Here is a 16,596-nt window from a genome sequence, read left to right on the forward strand (position 1 = left end):
TTGCCACGGTCTGTTCCGTCATGGTCGGGGAAGGAGTGAAGCGTCAGATACTTCAAACCTACCCTGTTCCGGGCGGAACAGATTTCTTTTTGCCCCAGCTTTAGTACCCCGCAACTTGGGTTAGCTAACATCTGCGAGGCTGTATGTGCGGTCTGCGAGACGTTAGGTGCGCGCTCGGAGGCAGTAGATTGTATCTGCGAGGCGGTAGGAACCATCTGCGAGGTAGTAGGTCGTATCTGCGAGGCGGTAGCTAAGCGCGGCGAGATGGTGGGAACGGGCGGAATGAGGGTGGCAGAGGTCAGCGAGACGGTGGAAGCGCGCGGAATGATGGTGGCAGGCCGCGGCGAGACAGTGGGAACGTGCGGAGAGACAGTGGAAGCGGGCGGCGAGACGGCGGAAGCGAGCGGGGAGGCTTGGTAGGTAGTTGGTTACTACCTGGCGTCAGCAACGACGGTCAACCACCCCAGCCGCCGCTACAGCGTCGGCTTCCCCTCCTCATCTGAGGAGGGGAGTTTGTCGTTCTGTTGGCGCGGTGCCCTTTTCCCTATCAACTCCTCAACTCCTACCCGCTCACCCTCCTACCCTAATTCGCCTTGTCCCGGCGCAGCTCGATGAGGTTGGTGATGAGGCGGTAGGCGCCGGGCACGCCGGCGGGCAGCTCGCGGAAGAAGGAGAGGCCGGTGTAGATGTAGTGGCCCTTGCCGTACTCGGCGACGAGGATGGCCGACTGCTTGGGCTTCTCGCCGGGGTCGTTGCTGCTGATGATGGGCTGGTACTTATCGTCCCAGGAGCTGGGGTAGTAGAGGCCCTGCTCCTGCTGCCAGCCTTCGAAGTCCTTGCTGGTGATTTTGTTGGGCACGTTCAGCACGGGGTGCTGGGGCCGCAGGAAGGTCACGGGCGCGTTTTCCACCGTCACGCGGTCGTTCGAGAGCTGCATGGGGTACGGGCCGATTTCGGGAATGACGGTGCCGCGGTTGACGGTGTACTGCACCACCAGGTTGCCGCCCTGCTCCACGTAGCGCAGCAGCACGGGCTGCAGGGCCTTCATCCGCTCGATGGTGTTGTAGGCGCGCACGCCGAGCACCACCGCGTCGAAGCGTTTGAGACGGTCTTCGGTCACGTCCTCGGGCTTGAGCAGATTGACGCGGTAGCCGAGCTGGCGCAGGGCTTCGGGCACTTCGTCGCCGGCGCCCATGAGGTAGCCGATTTCGTCGCGGCGGCGCTTCACGTCGAGGCGCACGAGCGGGGCGGTGGCTTCGGGGAAGAGCGTCTGCGTCGGGATGTGCGGGTAGCTGATGGTTTGAATACCGCGCGAGTAGACCTGGCCGGCTACCGTCGCGACGGCGCGCAGCTGCCCGGCGCCCTCGCGACCCACGCTCACCGGGCGCACCCGGAAGTTGAAGGTTTGCTCTTCGTCCTTGTTTTTGAGGCTGAACGGAATCGTAGCCGGCTCAGCTTGCCAGCCTGCCGGCATCTGCAAGGCTAGAGAGCCGGAGACATCAGCCCGCCCTGCCCGGATGGTGACGGGCACCTGCTGCGCCCACCCGTCGCTCACCTGCTGGTCGTTGAAGATGTAGGCTTTACCTGGCACGTTCACGGCCACGGGCGGCACTACGGTCAGGGGCTGGTACAGCTCACCCAGGGCGGGGTCGGTGCGCTTGTATTGGACGGGGACTTTGAATCTAAATTCTTCCTTATCCAGATAAGTATAGAAATACACATTGGCCGCCGCGCCATTTTCAGGGGTACCAATAACACTTCTCCCGTGGGTACGCTCTGCCATTACGGAGCTAATGCGGACAGATTCATTCGGGAAGGCCGTTACTATTTCTGGCACTTTGTACATGCCTACCGTCGCCTGTTCGATAAGCCAGTAAGGTTGCGTTACGCCTTGTGGGGCATCGCCTGTAGCAGAGCCTTTTTCAGACGGAATTCGCAAAGGGCCTTTAGCGACAAATGGCACGCCCTTCTGCAACACCTTGCCCGAAAAGGTATTGCTGCTTGCTCGGGCCTCCTGCAGCGTCACCGGGAAGTCCGAACGGTTGATGGCTGATACCGTCACCCGAAAACTGTCGCCGATGGCAACTGAAGGCTGGGCAGCAATGGCTTCCAGATGAAGCCCGAGGCAGGCTTTAATCAACTCCTCGATTTCACCTAGTTTCTCCTCTGCCCAAAAGGTCCGGGTAGGTCCTCCTTCCTGTTGGCCGTACGCAGTTGGGAATTGCCGGATAGCCTTCTGCACTTTCAGCAGCCCCGCCACGCTCGCGGCCGGGTTGCTCGGGTCGTATTTGCGGATGACCTCATCGAGGAGCTTCTGCACGGCGGCTCCGCCTTTCACGCGGTTCCAGGTCAGGTCCACGCCTTCGAGGGGGTCTTTGGTGGCTTTGTCGCCTTTCACCAATTGCAGGTATTCGAGGGCTTCGCCGCGCTGGGCGGCCGAGCCGAAGCCCTGGCTGCGGTGCTGGGAGCGGCTGCGGGCGGCAATTTCGCCGTAGCTCTGGCCCAGCAGCGGATTGTAGCCGCCGGCGTCGATTTTGAGGTAGCCGTCCATGTTCTCGCCGGGCTTCACGAAGAAGGAGCCGGTGTTCCAGAATAGCCGCTTGGGCTGCCAGGGCTGCACGTACTGGAGCTGCTCGGGGAAGCGTTTCGGGTCGCCGGCGGCGTCGAAGGCTTCGGCGGCTAGGATGGCCGAGGCGGTGTGGTGGCCGTGGCCGGCGCGGGCGTCGGGCGGAAAGCGGGTGATGAGCACGTCGGGCCGGCGCTGGCGTATGACCCAGACCATGTCGGCCAGCACCTGCTCCTTGTCCCAGATGTTGAAGGTCTCCTGCGGGGTTTTGCTGAAGCCGAAGTCGTTGGCGCGCCCGAAGAACTGCCGGCCGCCGTCGATGCGGCGGGCCGCCAGCAGCTCCTGGGTGCGGATGACGCCCAGCTGCTCGCGCAGCTCCGGGCCGATGAGGTTCTGGCCGCCGTCGCCGCGGGTGCAGCTGAAGTAGCCGGTTTCCACCAGGCGGCCGTTGGCCATGTAGGCAATCAGGCGGGTGTTCTCGTCGTCGGGGTGGGCGGCGATGTAGAGGACCGAGCCCAGCACGTTGAGCTTCTTGAGGCCCAGCAGGATTTCCGAGGAGGAGTAGGTCTTCGGCGCTTGCGCCTCCGCGGTGAAGGAGTGAGTGAGCGGCTGAGTAAGTAGGACGGCCGGCAGGGCGGCGCGGAGGAGGCGACGGAGCATTCTGATGGGGCTGGGCGTGCGGAGCGTAAAGGTAGACCGCGGAAGGGCGAAGATGTTTTGGGTGAGGTTGCGCGAGGGGCTGGCGCCGGTTTAGCAACTGAAAGTTGCGTAACCGTTGCCCGAAATAAGACAGGCTTTCAGCCTGCGTATTGGAGCCGGGCGGTCTTGAGCAGATTTTTCCGGTGGTTTCGGCCCGCAGGCTGAAAGCCTGCTTTATTTTCGGCACCGGTTACGCCGTCTTCGACGGCTAAACCGGCGCCAGCTTTATCTGAATTATCTATGAGTGACAGGTATAAAGTCCGCGACGAGCGGCAGCTTTACTTTTTGAGCTTTGCCACCGTCAACTGGGTGGACGTATTTACCCGGCGGCTGTACTGCGACATTGTTATCGACAGTCTCCGCTACTGCACTGGGCACAAGGGACTGGAGCTGTACGCCTACTGCATCATGACCAACCACGTGCACCTCATCGTGGGCAGTGAAACGGGGCGGCTGACCGGCATTATCCGCGACTTGAAACGGCATACTTCCAAGGAGCTGCTACGGGCCATTGCGGATAATCAGCAGGAAAGCCGACGGGCCTGGCTGCTGTGGATGTTTGCGCGGGCCGGGCAGCACAAAGCCGGGAACGAGCAGTACCAATTTTGGCAGGCGGGCAGCCACCCGGTGGAACTGGGGACGAATTTTCTGCGACGGCAGAAGCTGGAGTACGTCCACCGCAACCCCGTAGAAGCGGGCTTCGTGGCTTTGCCCGAGGAGTTCCTGTACAGCAGCGCCCGTAATTATGCTGGACAGCCGGGCCTGCTGCCGGTACTGCTGATTCAGTAGCCGAAACCGTGGCTGGCGCCGGTTTAACGAGCGAAGCGAGTGTAACCGGTGCCTAAAATAAAGCAGGCTTTCAGCCTGCGTGCCGAATCCTGCGGACGAACGGACCCGGCTAATACAACACCGTTCCACGCAGGTTGAAAACCTGCTTTATGATAGGCACCGGTTACGCCGTCTTCGACGGCTAAACCGGCGCCAGCTCTGAGCCTCCGGCGGCCCAGCACAACGAGGCCCTTACGCCGCCGGGGCGCCGGCCGGCTTCGTAGCCCATTCCAGCAGCCCCACCACCGTCAGGGCTAGCCCGGCGCTGCCTAGCTTAAACCACGTCAGCCAGACAAAGCCGGTGGCCGCAAGCAGCTGCAGCCAGCACAGCCCGGCGGCCAGGCCCGGCAGCGCAAACCGCCAGGCCCGCCCGTGCAGGTGGCGGTGGTACCAGGGCAGCGGACTCAGAAAGGCCTGGCCCAGCAGCAGCACGAGGAACACTGCGGTGCCGAGCAGCCACAGCAGCAGGGTGGGCAGGACCTGGGCCAGGCCGCCGAGCACGGCTGGCAGCACGGCCACGGCTGTTTTCAGCGGGTCGGCAGGGGCTGGGTGGGTGGGCGCGACGGGGCCGAGGGGCGGCAGGGGCTGCAGCCAGTCTTCGGCTTCGAACAGGAGGGCCAGGGTCAGCAGGGGCAGCAGCAGCCGCCAGGCTATGCCCAGTAGCAGCTCGGCGTCTTTTGGCGGCCGTACGGCTGGTTTGCTCACGTTATTCACCTCGGCGGGGAACGGGATATGCAGCAATATCGGTTAAAGCCTATAGATACAAAAACCCGACCCGGCCGCAACGCCCGGCTCCCGGCCGTCGTCAGTGGTCTATCTTTCGGCACGCAATGTGTCATTGCCGCCGCAACTTACTTCCCGACTTACCCCTTGTTCATGCGCAATTCCCTCCGTCCCTGGCTGGCCGTGCTCGGCGTGGCTTTGCTACCCGCCGCCGCCTTTGCCCAGAGCCCCGCGGCCGCGGCCGAGCCCGCTCCCCAGCAGTGGACGCACCTCGACCCCAAGACCAACAACGTCATGGGCATCAGCACCGACCGCACCTACGCCGAGCTGCTGAAAGGCCGCACCGCTGCCCCGGTGGTGGTGGCCGTTATCGACTCGGGCGTGGACACCACCCACGCCGACCTCAAGCGCGTGCTCTGGCACAATCCCAAGGAAATTCCCGGCAACGGCAAGGACGACGACGGCAACGGTTACGTCGACGACATCTACGGCTGGAACTTCCTCGGCGGCAAGGACGGCCGCAACGTGGACGCCGACACCTACGAGGAAACGCGCCTGGTAGCCCGGCTCAAGCCCCTGTACGAGGGCAAGACCCGCAGCTCGCTGCCCAAGGCCAAGCAGGCCGAGTACGACCTGTACCAGCGCGTGAAAAAGGACTACGAGCGGAAGCTCAAGGAAGACAACGAGAGCCTGACCCAGCTCACCGACATGAGCGGCAAGATTGACTTCCTGGCCGGGCAGCTGCGGCAGCTGCTGCAGGTGTCGCGCGTGGATACCGCCGCCCTGCGCAAGCTGCCCAGCGCCGACAAGCAGATGGAGCAGCTGCGCGACGCCATGTACGGCTACCTGCTGGCTACCGGCGCCCCCGACCTGGAAACGGCCGTGGAGGAAATGCAGAAGGCCACCGAATCGACCAAGCGCCGGGTGGATTACTCGCTCAACCTCGCGTTTAACCCCCGGGCCGACATCGTGAAGGACGACGAAAACAACGTGGCCCAGCGCAATTACGGCAACCCCGACGTGCACGGTCCCGACCCGCTGCACGGCACCCACGTATCGGGCATCATTGCCGCCGACCGCCGCAACAACCTGGGCGTGCTGGGCGTGGCCGATGCGCCGGTGCGCATCATGGCCGTGCGCGCCGTGCCCGACGGCGACGAGCACGACAAGGACGTGGCCAACGCCATCCGCTACGCCGTGGACAACGGCGCGACGGTTATCAACATGAGCTTCGGCAAGTACTACTCGCCCCAGCGCAAGGAGGTGGAGGATGCCATCCGCTACGCCGGCTCGAAGGGCGTGCTGCTGGTGCACGCGGCCGGCAACGAATCCAACAACATCGACCAGATTGACCACTTCCCGGCGGCCGTGGCCGAGGGCGCCAAAACCACTTACCCCAACGTGCTGACGGTGGGCGCCAGCGCCAGCAAAAACGACGAGAAGCTGGCCGCCGACTTCTCCAACTACGGCAAGCGCGTCGACGTCTTTGCCCCGGGCGTGGCCATCTACAACACCCTGCCCGGCAGCAAGTACGGCAACGAAAGCGGCACCAGCATGGCCGCGCCCACGGTAGCCGGCGTGGCGGCGGTGCTCAAGTCGTACTTCCCCCAGCTGCAGGCCGCCGAGCTGAAGCGCATTATCATGCAGTCGGCCGAGCCGGTGCACACCAAGGTGCAGCAGCCCGGCGAGGAGAAAAAGCTGGTGGATTTTGCCACGCTTTCGAACACCGGCGGGGTGGTGAACCTCTACCGCGCCGTGCAGTTGGCCCAACAGGCCACGGCCGGCAAGGGCGCCGCCACCGGCGCTTCGGCGGCGGGCAAGTAAGCCCGGCTTACGTTTCAGCCTTTGAATGCGGGCCGCGGCGGAAGCTGCGGCCCGTTTGTTTGTGGCCGGTGACACCACAGTCTAACGGTCCCGGACAGCCAGAACCAAGGCTAGTTCCCTTCCTCAGCTGAGGAGGGGTTAGGGGTGGTTGAATGGCTAGAGTTATAGAGCTAGAAGTTACTATCGGACATCAGCACGCGAGATGTCTCGCAGGGCTCGACATGACGTGCTGAGGTGAGGTCAACCACCCCTAGCCCCTCCTCAGCTGAGGAGGGGAACTAGCCTTAGCTCTAGCTGCAATCCGGGAAAATGCCCCCACCGGCCGAACCAGCCAGGCCTCAGGGGGTTATTACTGCTAAGGCCCGGCTGGTTGCCGCCGCCGGGGCCGGCCATTTACTCTATTAATTGGATTTAACTCGGTTAAGCGGCCGGTTCATCCGTACTTTCTGTTTCATCAACCCCATTTTCTGCATGCTGATACAGCAACTTGTCATCCGTAACATTCTGCGTCTGAAGTATCCCAATGGCATTCCGCCGGAGCATTCGGGCGGTTCGCTCTGGAAACTGGGGCTGCGGCTGTTGCGGCGGCAGCTGGTTAGCATCGCGCTGATTATTGCGGGTATCTTCTCGGCGGCGCTGGGCCTGAACGGCTTTCTGCTCCCCAACGACTTCATCGACGGCGGCGTGACGGGTATGTCGCTGCTGACGGCCCAGGTGACGGGCTGGGACTTGTCGGTGCTCATCGTGGTGATAAACGCGCCGTTTCTGGTGCTGGCCTACTTCCACCTCGACCGGGTGGTGGCCATTCGGGCGGCCCTGGCCATTCTGGGCCTGGCCATCGTGCTGCACTTCGTCACCTTCCCCGTCCTCACCCACGACAAGCTGCTGATTTCGGTGTTCGGTGGGTTTTTCCTCGGCGCGGGCATCGGCCTCACCATCCGGGGCGGCGGCGTGCTCGACGGCACGGAGGTGCTGTCGGTGTTTGCCAGCCGCAAAAGCCCGCTGAGCGTGGGCGACGTTATCCTGGTTATCAACATCGTCATCTTCGCCGTGGCGGCCTACGTGCTGTCCATCGAAACCGCCCTCTACTCCATCCTCGCCTACCTCTCGGCCTCCAAGACGGTGGATTTCATGATTGACGGTCTGGAGGAATACACCGGCGTCACTATCATTTCCAAGCGCAGCGAGGCTATCCGCAAGATGATAACCGAGAAGCTGGGCCACGGCGTGACCATCTACGCGGGCAAAACCGGCTACGGCGGCCACGGCCACCAGCAGGAAGGCCTCGACATCGTCTTCACCGCCGTGACGCGCCTGGAAGTCACGCGCCTCAAAACCGAAGTCGAAGCCATCGACCACCAGGCCTTCCTGATCATGCACAGCATCAAGGACACCCACGGCGGCCTGATCAAGAAAAGACCACTGCATTAATGAAGAAGGAGGAATGAGGAAGGAAGAAGGAAAATAGCCCGTCATCCTGAGGCGCAGCCGAAGGACCTTCCTCCCTCCCTGCACCGCCGCCGAAGTCCAAGCTCAGGCGCTATTCCGGCAGCACGATAAAAGCGCAGCCACCATGCCCGGACGATGGGCGTTGGTGGCTGCGCTTCTAGTTGGTGCAGTTCAGCGTTTGCACGTTGGCATCAGTGGCGGTGCGGGGTGCGAGGAAGGTCCTTCGCTGGGGCTCAGGATGACGGCCTTTTTCCCTACCTCACTCTTCCCTCCTCATTGCTCCTTCTTCACTCACCCTCTCGGCACTCGAAAGTGCATCACGTAGCCCCAGAAGGCCAGCCAGTTGAGGCCGTAGTTGATAACGGCGGCGGCCAGGCTCACGATGAGGGCGCTGCCCAGGGCCCGGGGCCAGCTCAGGCCGAGTGCGCCCCGCCCGATGAGGGTGAGGTAGGCCACGTACACCAGGGCCTGCAGCAGCGCCGTGCTACTGCCTGGCTCCAGCCCGATGACCAGAAACACGCTCACCAGGGCCAGAATCAGATACACCTGAAAGGCGCTGCCGACCACCACCAGCGTGAAAAACGACTCGGCGTAGTTGAGCCGGCGGCGGTATACTGCCCAGGCCACCAGCGCGTGCAGGGGCATCAGGGCCAGCCACCACACGTTGAAAAACTTGCCGACGGCCTCGAAGTAGGTTCCCACCCGCGCCAGCACGAAGGCCGGGGCCCCGTGCGCCTGCATGCCGTGCTGCACCTGCTCCCCGATCCGCTCTTAGTAGTGCAGCTTCACGGCCAGCAGCGTGGCCAAACCCACGATGAGCAGCAGAAACTGGAAGGGGTTGAAGTACCGCTTGCGGCGGCCGGCCAGGTAGTCGGCCACCACGCGGGCGGGGCGTAGCAGCACCTGCCCCACGAAGCCGAAGATGCTTTTGTCGGCGTGGGTGAATACGTGCACCAGCTCGTGCAGCACGTGGTGGGTGCTGAGCCGGTGGGGGCGCTGCTGCCCGCAGTGGGGCAGTATGGGCCGGCGGCCAGGGGCTGGGCGCAGTTCAGGCAGTCGGCGGCCGAAGCGTGGTCGGGCGCGGCGGCGCGGGTTTCGGCGGGGGCAACGGCGGGTGCGGACATGGCAGAAACCGGGCTTGGTTGGGTACGACTTTGCAGTTTAGCCCCTTTCCCACTGCCGCGCAAGCTGTACCTTCGCCTTATGGCCCCAGCTCCCGCCCCCAGCATCCTCTCCGATTTATACCTCTACCCCGTCAAGTCCCTCGGTGGCCTGCGCGTGCCCGAGGCCGAGCTGACCACCCGCGGCCTGCGCCACGACCGGCGCTGGCTGGTGGTGGACCAGCGCGGGCATTTCCTCACCCAGCGCGTGCTGCCGCAGATGGCCCTGCTGCACCTGGAGTACGCCCACAACGGCTTCATCATCCGCCACATCCAGCGGCCCGAGCTGCGCCCCCTGCTGGTGCCCTTCATGGCCGAGCACAAGGGCACGCAGTTCGTCACCATCTGGGACGACATGGTGTTTGCCTTCCGCGGCCTGCCCGAGCACGACGAGTGGCTGACGGAGGCCCTGGGCCAGCCCGTGCGCCTGGTGCATATGCCCGATGCGGCCCTGCGCGAAGCCGACGGCGGCCACGCCCCGGGCCTGGTCAGCTTCGCCGATGCCTACCCCTACCTGCTCATCGGCCAGGCTTCCCTCGACGACCTCAACCAGCGCCTGGGTGCCGACGCCGTACCCATGAACCGCTTCCGGCCCAACCTGGTGGTGAGCGGGGCCGCGCCTTACGCCGAGGACAGCTGGCTGCACTTCCAGCTCGGCGAGGCCGATTTCCACGGCATCCGGCCCTGCGCCCGCTGCGTGCTTACCACCACCGACCAGCAAACCGCCCAGCGCGGCCCCGAGCCCCTGCGCACCCTGGCCCGCTACCGCACCGCCGGCAACAAGGTCATGTTCGGCATGAACGTGGTGGGCCCCGCGGGTGGCCGCCTGCGCCTGGGCGACGCCCTGACGGTGCACAGCTACCACCCGCTCACCTAAGCCCGGCGCGCCCATGAGCCCCACTGCCGCCGCTTCGGCCCCGCCGGCCACCACGCCCTTGCTGCTGCCGCGGCTGGTGGCGCTGTGGGCGCTGAGCGAGGCCCTGCTGGGCGGCGTGCTGCACGCGCTGAAGCTGCCCGTAACGGGCCTGCTGGTGGGCGGCGCGGCCGTGGTGCTGGTGCAGCTGCTGGGCCACTACGCACCCCGCCGCGGCACGGTGCTGCGCGGCCTGCTGGTAGTGCTGACCATCAAAGCCCTGCTCAGCCCGCACACCTCCCCCAACGCCTACCTGGCCGTAAGCTTTCAGGGCTTGCTGGGTGAGGTACTGAGCTGGAGCAAGGCCCTGCCCCGCCTGCGCGGCCTGCTGCTGGGCGCCCTGACCATGCTCGAATCGGCCGGGCAGCGCATTCTCACGCTCTGGCTGCTGGGCGGCAAGGCCCTGCCGGCGGCGTTCAACGACTTTGTGCAGGGCCTGCTGGGCCAGGCCGCGCCCCGGGCCGATTATGCCCTGTGGCTGGTGGCGGCTTACTTCGCCACGCACGCCCTTATCGGCGCGGCCCTGGGCTGGTGGGCGGGCAGCCTGCCCGCGTACCTGCCCGGCCTGTTGCAGCGCTACGGTTGGCTGCTGCTGCGTCCCGCCGAAGCGGCCGAAGCCGACGCCGCTACCCCCGAAAAGCCGCTGAAGCCCAAACGCCGGCGCGGCGGCATCAGCCGCCTGCTGCTCGGGCTCTGGGGCGCGGCGCTGCTGCTGTGGCTGGCCGCGCTGCTGGGCTGGCCCCCGGCCCAAGCGGCCGATCAGCACCGCCTGGGCGGCCTGCTGCTGCGCTCCTTGCTGGTGTATGGGGCCTGGGCGCTGTTGGTGGCTCCGCTGCTCACGCGGCAGCTGCGCCGCTGGCTTACCCGCCCCCGGGGCCGCTGGGCCGCCGATTTGCAAAGCACCCTGGAGCTGCTACCCGCTACCCGGCAGCTGGTGGCCCGCTGCTGGCGGCACTCGGCCGGCTACCGCGGGCTGGCGCGGCTGCGCTGGTTTGGCCGCACCCTGGCCGTCAACCTGTTTCTGGCGCCCGCGGGCTAATCGGTGGCGATGGTCATTCACCTGCTCAGCGGCCCCATCCGTAGCGGCAAAACCACCCGCCTGCGCCGCTGGGCCGCCGGCCGCCCCGATGTGGCCGGCCTGCTCATGCCCACCGACGCGCACGGCCGCCGCTACTTCCTCGACATGGCCACGGGGCTGCAGTGGCCCGCTTCGGCGCGGCCCGGGCAGTGGCCGGTCGTCAGCATCGGGCGGTTTCAGTTCGCCCCGGCCGCCTTCGGTTGGGCCAACGCGGCCCTAAGCGGCGCGGCTGAAGCCCCGCCGGCCTGGCTGGTAGTGGATGAAATCGGGCCGCTGGAGCTGCGCGGGGCCGGTTTGGCCCCGGCGCTGCGGCAGCTGCTGGAAGCCGAAACCCGACCGCAACATCTGGTACTGGTAGTGCGGGCAGCCTTGGTGGAACAAGTGATGCAGCACTTCGGCTTAGCCCGGTGGCCTGTAGTCCCGTTTCGGGAACAGCGTTAACGCAGCGTTGTATATTTATTAGTAAAATTATTACACGGGCTTGGCATAGTGCTACAAGCCGACTACTTTTGCTTGCCCTAAACGCCTGACGGTAAGCCCAAATTGGGAGTCGGTGCCGCGTTTAGGGTTTGCCGCCCTCCTTCCCGCACCTTATTCTATGCAACCTACTCCTTACCGCTGGCTCCGGCTGGTCTTGCTGCTGTTGCCCCTGCTGACTGCCATACGGGCCCAGGCCGACAACAACACCCTGGAGCTGCTGCACCGCCCCTGGAACGAGCTGCTGAAACGCTACGTGCAGCCCGACGGCCGCCTGCCTTATGCCGACCTGGCCGAGCACGACGAGCAACTGCGCGGCTACTTGCAGGCCCTGCGCCACGTCACGCCCGAAGCCAGCTGGACGCGCCAGGACCAGGCCGCTTTCTGGCTGAACGTCTACAATGCCTACACCCTCAACCTGGCCGTGGAGTACTACCCGGTGCAGCGCCTGGGCGACATCAAAATCAAAACCGTGGGCGGCTACAAGCCCGCCTGGGAAGCCCCCGAGGTGAACGTAGGCGGCAAGCTGTACTCGCTCAACCAGATTGAGCGCGAAATCCTGCCGCGCCTGCTGCCCCAGGACGCGCGCCGCTTCCTGGCCCTGCACTGCGCCGCCGCCTCCAGCCCCGCCCTGCTGCCCGAAGCCTACGACGGGGCCCGCCTCGACCAGCAGCTCGACGCCCAGGCGCGCCGCTTCGTCAACGACGCCACGCGCAACCAGCTCAGCGCCGCGGCCGTGCAGGTATCGAGCGTGTTCGACTGGCACGCGGCCGAGTTCGGGGAAAAAGCCCAGCTGATTGCCTTCCTCAACCGCTACGCCACTACGCGCATCGAGCCGGCCGCCACGGTGCAGTACCTGCCCTACGACTGGACGCTGAACGACACGGGGGCCTCGGGCGTAATGGCCCAGCAGGCGCGCAAGCACTAAGCGTTTTTGTCCGGGCCGCGGGAATCCGCGGCCCGGGTTTCTGCGTTTCAGAAGGCCCGGCAACGGGCCTTTTTTGTGTTACGGCGGCTCGGCCGGGCCGATTTGGCTGCATTCCGGTTAGCCAATGGCACCGGCGCCCCTGACCGCCGATTTTCTCTCCTGCTCCCCCGACCAGTGACTGACCTCGCCCCCGTACTCGACTTTCTGCGCCAGCTCAAGCAGAACAACAGCAAGCCCTGGATGGACGCCCACCGCGCCGAATACCAGCGCGCCCGCAAGCTCTACACCGCCCTCGTGGCCGATTTGCTGCAGCGCGCCCAGCAGTTCGAGCCCGCCCTGACGGCGCTTAGCCCCTCCGACGTGATGTACCGTATCAACAAAAACGACCGGTTTCAGCAGAGCGACGAGCCGTACAAAAACCACATGGGCGCCGGCCTCAAGCGCGACGGCCGCCAGAGCCCCTGGGCCGGCTACTTCGTGGCCCTCGAAGCCGGCGGCGAAACCTACGTGGGCGCCGGCCGCTGGCAGCCCGAGCCCCAGCAGCTGGCCCGTATCCGCCAGGAAATCCACTACAACGCCGACGCTTTCCACGCCCTGCGGCAGGCCCCCGCGCTGCTGCGCGAATTTCCCAAGGGCCTCGACATGAGCCAGGCCCTGCGCACCGCCCCCAAAGGCTACGACCGCAACGACCCCGACATCGAGTGGCTGCGGCTGAAAAGCTTCTTTGTGTGGCGCTCCTTTTCCGACAAGGAAGTGTTGCGCCCCGACTTCCCCGAGCGCGTGCTGGCCGCCTGGCAAGCCGCCCAGCCCCTCGTCGGCTTCCTCAACGAGGCGATGATGGGAGATTAGGGGATTGGGTGATTAAGTAATTAGGGGATTAGGGGAACAGCACGTCATCCTGAGCCTTAGCGAAGGACCTTCCTCGCACCCTGCACCGCCGTCAAAGACAACGAGCAGACGCTAATTCGCTAGAACAGTAAAGCGCAGCCACCAACATCAGGGCGTTGGTGGCTGCGCTTTCTGGTTGGTGCAGGGTGCGAGAAAGGTCCTTCGCTAAGGCTCAGGATGACGTGCTGTTCCCCTAATTCCCCAATCACTTAATCTCCTAATTAAAACAGACCAAACAGCTTGCCCTGAATCTTTTCGATGATGACGCCGAGGTCTTCGGGGCGGGCGACGTAGTCGAGCTGGTTCACGTCGATGACGAGCAGCTTGCCGGCGTCGTAGCTGCTGATCCACTTCTCGTAGTGCTCGTTGAGGTTCTTGAGGTACTCGATGCGCATGTGCGTCTCGTAGTCGCGGCCGCGCTTCTCAATCTGCTGGATGAGCTTGGGCAAATCGGCCTTGAGGTAGAGCAGCAGGTCGGGCGGCTCCACCATGCTGATCATCGAATCGAACAGGGAGCGGTAGTTCTGGAAGTCCCGCTCGTTCATCAGCCCCGACTCGTTCAGGTTGGCCGCGAAGATGTGGGCGTCCTCGTAGATGGTGCGGTCCTGAATCACACCCTTGCTGGCCTGCTGCAGCTGCTTGATGCGCTGCGTCTGGCGGAAGCGGCTGTTGAGGAAGTACACCTGCAGGTGGAAGGCCCAGCGGGGCATGTCGTCGTAGAAATCCTTCAGGTACGGATTGTCGTCCACGTCTTCCAGAAACACTTCCCACTGGAAGTGGTGGGCCAGCTTGTGGGCCAGGGTGGTCTTACCGGCGCCGATGTTGCCGACAATGGCGATATGCATGGGAATGAGGGCGGATGCAGAATGAAGCCGACAAAAGTACGGCAAAGCCCGCGCCTGATTGCGCTGCCCGGACCGGAATTGCACCGGCGCTAAAAATATATTAACTTATATATATGCCACCGCCTGTACCCCATCCCCGCACCTGCAAACTCCACTCCCCGGTGGAGCTGGTTTACCACGTCGACGACGCCCGCGGCCTGCGCGTGGCCGATTTCGGCTTTTTCGCCGCCGAGCGCGTGCTCTACGTGCGCTGGCACGGCCACCTCACCGCCGACGAGGTCGTCCGCGTGGCCGAAGCCAGCCTGGCCTGGCACGAGCAGCTGCACCCCGTGGGCCTGCTCAACGACAAGCGCGGCACCAGCGGCGACTGGGGCGAGGCCATGAGCTGGATCGAGTACGAGTGGATTCCGCGCGCCAAAGCCGCTGGCCTGACCTGCTTCGCCTACGTCATCAACGCCGACATGATGGTGTCGTTCGAAAACGCGGCCCTCATCAACAAAATCCGGGAGGCCGTGGACTTGCGCACCTTCTACAGCGTGGGCCCCGCCTGGAAATGGCTGCGCCAGCACGCCTTCCGACGCGCTGGCGCAGCAGCTTGAGGGTTTTCATGGGCAAAAAGCACGTCATGTCGAGCAAAGCCGAGACATCTCGCGTGCTGATGGCCGATAGCATTCAACTCGTTGAAAGAGAATAACACTATCCGACGTCAGCACGCGAGATGTCTCGACAAGCTCGACATGACGTTCTGGAATACGGCCGTTACTATTCACTAACGGCTTCCTTGGTCTTTTTGGCCTGCTCCAGGGTGCGGAACTCGCCCTGCCAGGAGCGGATGCGCAGGCGGTCATCGGTCGGAATCTGCTCCCGCACTTTCTCGTAGCGCTGGTTGAGGCGGGTGAGCACGGCCGAGGCCTGGGCCCAGTCTTCGGCCGTCCAGTTCTTGCGGTTGGTGCGCACGTAGTCGATGAAGCGGCCGTAGAGGTCGGTCATTTCGGAGGCGCGGGCGGTGGCCAGGTTCACATTTTCGCCCAGGATGCGCGTCTGCGTCTGCTGGGCGGTGGCGGGCTGGCTGGCTTCCTTTTCCAGGCGCTCCTGGCGGGTTTCCCAGTTTTCGTAGCGGTTTTTCAGGCCCTCGTACTCGCGCTTGCCGGCGGCCGTGAGGCTGTCCACGGCCCGGTCGATGCGGGTGCTCTGGGTGTCGTATTCTTCCTTGATGCGCGGCAGCTCGCGCTTGGTCACCACGTCGGCTTTGTCGAGCTTGTCGTTGACCCAGTCGCGGAAGATGCCCAGGTCCTGCTCCACGTCCGACAGCACGCGGTCGGTGGTGGTGGAGGCTTTGGAGGGCGTTTTGGCCGGGGTAGTCTTGGTCGAGGTCTTGGCGGGGGTGGTCTGGGCCGAGGCCGAAGCGGCCAGCAGCAGGGCGGCGGCAAAGGCGGTGGAACGCAGGATGTGATTCATAGCAGGCAACGTTTGGGGAAAGAGAACCGTCGGGGTGGGCGGCGGGGCCCGCGGCCGGGCTCCGGCCCGGCTCCTTAAAATTCGGGCCAAACCCACTTACGGGCCGGCGGAAGGTTCGTTATTTTGCGAAATTACAATCCTGCCCGTGCCCATGTCCGCAACCGAAGCTGCCCCCATTGCCATCCAGCCCGCCACCCTGGCCGATATTCCCGTCATCATTGAGCTGGCCGAAGCTACCTGGGAGCCCACGTACCGCTTCATCATCAGCAAGGAGCAGATCGAGTACATGTACCGCGTCATCTACACCCCCGCCTCCCTGACGCGGCAGATGCAGCAGGACGGGCACCGCTTCCTCCTGCTCCACTACGATGGCCAGCCCGCCGGCTACGCCTCCTTTAGCGAGCGGGCCGAAGAACCCGGCGTCTATAAGCTGCACAAGCTCTACGTGCTGCCCTCCCACCAGGGCCGCCGCCTGGGCCAGCGCCTGATACTGGCCGTGGAAGGCGCCGCCCGCATGGCCGGCGGCCAGTGGCTGGAGCTGAACGTAAACCGCCACAACCCCGCCCTGGGCTTCTACCAGCACCTCGGCTTCCAGCAGTACCGCGAGGAAGACATTCCCATCGGCCCTTACTGGATGAACGACTACGTACTGCGGAAGAAATTAAATGGCTAAACGGTTGGATGGCTAAATGGCTGGTCGTTCAACGTCAGAACAACCATTTAACCATCCAGCCATTCAGCCATTCAACCATTTGACCAT

General features: G+C 64.4%; 16 protein-coding genes. 10 read left to right on the forward strand and 6 right to left on the reverse strand.

Annotation, left to right across the window (positions count from 1 at the left end; translation table 11 throughout):
- Positions 1-583: 583 nt before the first annotated feature.
- Positions 584-3,226, reverse strand: coding sequence for a PIG-L deacetylase family protein (locus tag EJV47_RS25465; protein WP_126696040.1), 2,643 nt, complete (start codon positions 3,224-3,226; stop codon positions 584-586).
- Positions 3,227-3,505: 279 nt separating this feature from the next.
- On the opposite strand from EJV47_RS25465, the gene EJV47_RS25470 reads away from it, so the two are divergent.
- Positions 3,506-4,054: an REP-associated tyrosine transposase gene (locus EJV47_RS25470; protein WP_126696041.1), complete on the forward strand. Its 549-nt coding sequence runs from the start codon at positions 3,506-3,508 to the stop codon at positions 4,052-4,054.
- A gap of 231 nt (positions 4,055-4,285) precedes the next feature.
- Here EJV47_RS25470 and EJV47_RS25475 read toward each other — a convergent pair whose 3' ends face one another.
- Entirely contained in the window at positions 4,286-4,834 is a 549-nt protein-coding gene (locus tag EJV47_RS25475; protein ID WP_165903930.1) for a hypothetical protein, read from the reverse strand.
- 135 nt (positions 4,835-4,969) lie between these two features.
- Here EJV47_RS25475 and EJV47_RS25480 point away from each other — a divergent pair, with 135 nt between their 5' ends.
- Complete coding sequence (locus EJV47_RS25480; protein WP_126696043.1) at positions 4,970-6,640, forward strand: S8 family serine peptidase; 1,671 nt, start codon at positions 4,970-4,972, stop codon at positions 6,638-6,640.
- A gap of 471 nt (positions 6,641-7,111) precedes the next feature.
- Positions 7,112-8,071, forward strand: coding sequence for a YitT family protein (locus EJV47_RS25485; RefSeq protein ID WP_126696044.1), 960 nt, complete (start codon positions 7,112-7,114; stop codon positions 8,069-8,071).
- Positions 8,072-8,380: 309 nt separating this feature from the next.
- Here the strand turns inward: EJV47_RS25485 and EJV47_RS25490 are convergent, their stop codons facing one another.
- Both EJV47_RS25490 and EJV47_RS25495 read right to left on the reverse strand, forming a co-directional pair.
- Entirely contained in the window at positions 8,381-8,830 is a 450-nt protein-coding gene (locus tag EJV47_RS25490) for a hypothetical protein (protein ID WP_126696045.1), read from the reverse strand.
- 30 nt (positions 8,831-8,860) lie between these two features.
- On the reverse strand, positions 8,861-9,058 hold the full coding sequence (locus EJV47_RS25495) for a DUF3667 domain-containing protein (protein WP_165903931.1): 198 nt from the start codon (positions 9,056-9,058) through the stop codon (positions 8,861-8,863).
- Positions 9,059-9,292: 234 nt separating this feature from the next.
- Here EJV47_RS25495 and EJV47_RS25500 point away from each other — a divergent pair, with 234 nt between their 5' ends.
- From EJV47_RS25500 to EJV47_RS25520, 5 genes are all read left to right on the forward strand, one after another.
- A complete protein-coding gene (locus EJV47_RS25500; RefSeq protein WP_126696047.1) occupies positions 9,293-10,126 on the forward strand; it encodes an MOSC domain-containing protein in 834 nt (277 codons plus the stop codon).
- Between the two features lie 13 nt (positions 10,127-10,139).
- Positions 10,140-11,201 (forward strand): hypothetical protein, encoded by a 1,062-nt coding sequence (locus EJV47_RS25505; RefSeq protein WP_126696048.1) that lies wholly within the window; start codon positions 10,140-10,142, stop codon positions 11,199-11,201.
- Between the two features lie 9 nt (positions 11,202-11,210).
- A complete protein-coding gene (locus EJV47_RS25510) occupies positions 11,211-11,681 on the forward strand; it encodes a hypothetical protein (RefSeq protein WP_126696049.1) in 471 nt (156 codons plus the stop codon).
- A gap of 157 nt (positions 11,682-11,838) precedes the next feature.
- On the forward strand, positions 11,839-12,645 hold the full coding sequence (locus EJV47_RS25515) for a DUF547 domain-containing protein (protein ID WP_126696050.1): 807 nt from the start codon (positions 11,839-11,841) through the stop codon (positions 12,643-12,645).
- Positions 12,646-12,819: 174 nt separating this feature from the next.
- A complete protein-coding gene (locus EJV47_RS25520; RefSeq protein ID WP_165903932.1) occupies positions 12,820-13,494 on the forward strand; it encodes a DUF2461 domain-containing protein in 675 nt (224 codons plus the stop codon).
- A gap of 260 nt (positions 13,495-13,754) precedes the next feature.
- On the opposite strand, the gene EJV47_RS25525 is transcribed toward EJV47_RS25520, so the two are convergent.
- Positions 13,755-14,378: a deoxynucleoside kinase gene (locus EJV47_RS25525; RefSeq protein WP_126696052.1), complete on the reverse strand. Its 624-nt coding sequence runs from the start codon at positions 14,376-14,378 to the stop codon at positions 13,755-13,757.
- A gap of 161 nt (positions 14,379-14,539) precedes the next feature.
- On the opposite strand from EJV47_RS25525, the gene EJV47_RS25530 reads away from it, so the two are divergent.
- Positions 14,540-14,977 carry a hypothetical protein gene (locus tag EJV47_RS25530; protein ID WP_126696053.1) on the forward strand — a complete coding sequence of 146 codons (438 nt, stop codon included), beginning with the start codon at positions 14,540-14,542 and terminating at the stop codon, positions 14,975-14,977.
- A 163-nt stretch (positions 14,978-15,140) separates the two neighbouring features.
- Here the strand turns inward: EJV47_RS25530 and EJV47_RS25535 are convergent, their stop codons facing one another.
- Positions 15,141-15,836, reverse strand: coding sequence for a DUF6565 domain-containing protein (locus EJV47_RS25535; protein ID WP_126696054.1), 696 nt, complete (start codon positions 15,834-15,836; stop codon positions 15,141-15,143).
- Between the two features lie 151 nt (positions 15,837-15,987).
- Here EJV47_RS25535 and EJV47_RS25540 point away from each other — a divergent pair, with 151 nt between their 5' ends.
- Positions 15,988-16,509, forward strand: a complete 522-nt coding sequence (locus EJV47_RS25540; protein WP_126696055.1) for a GNAT family N-acetyltransferase — start codon at positions 15,988-15,990, stop codon at positions 16,507-16,509.
- Positions 16,510-16,596: the final 87 nt, after the last annotated feature.

Origin of the sequence: Hymenobacter gummosus (genome assembly GCF_003970915.1) — a bacterium.
GTDB classification, from domain to species: Bacteria; Bacteroidota; Bacteroidia; order Cytophagales; family Hymenobacteraceae; genus Solirubrum; species Solirubrum gummosum.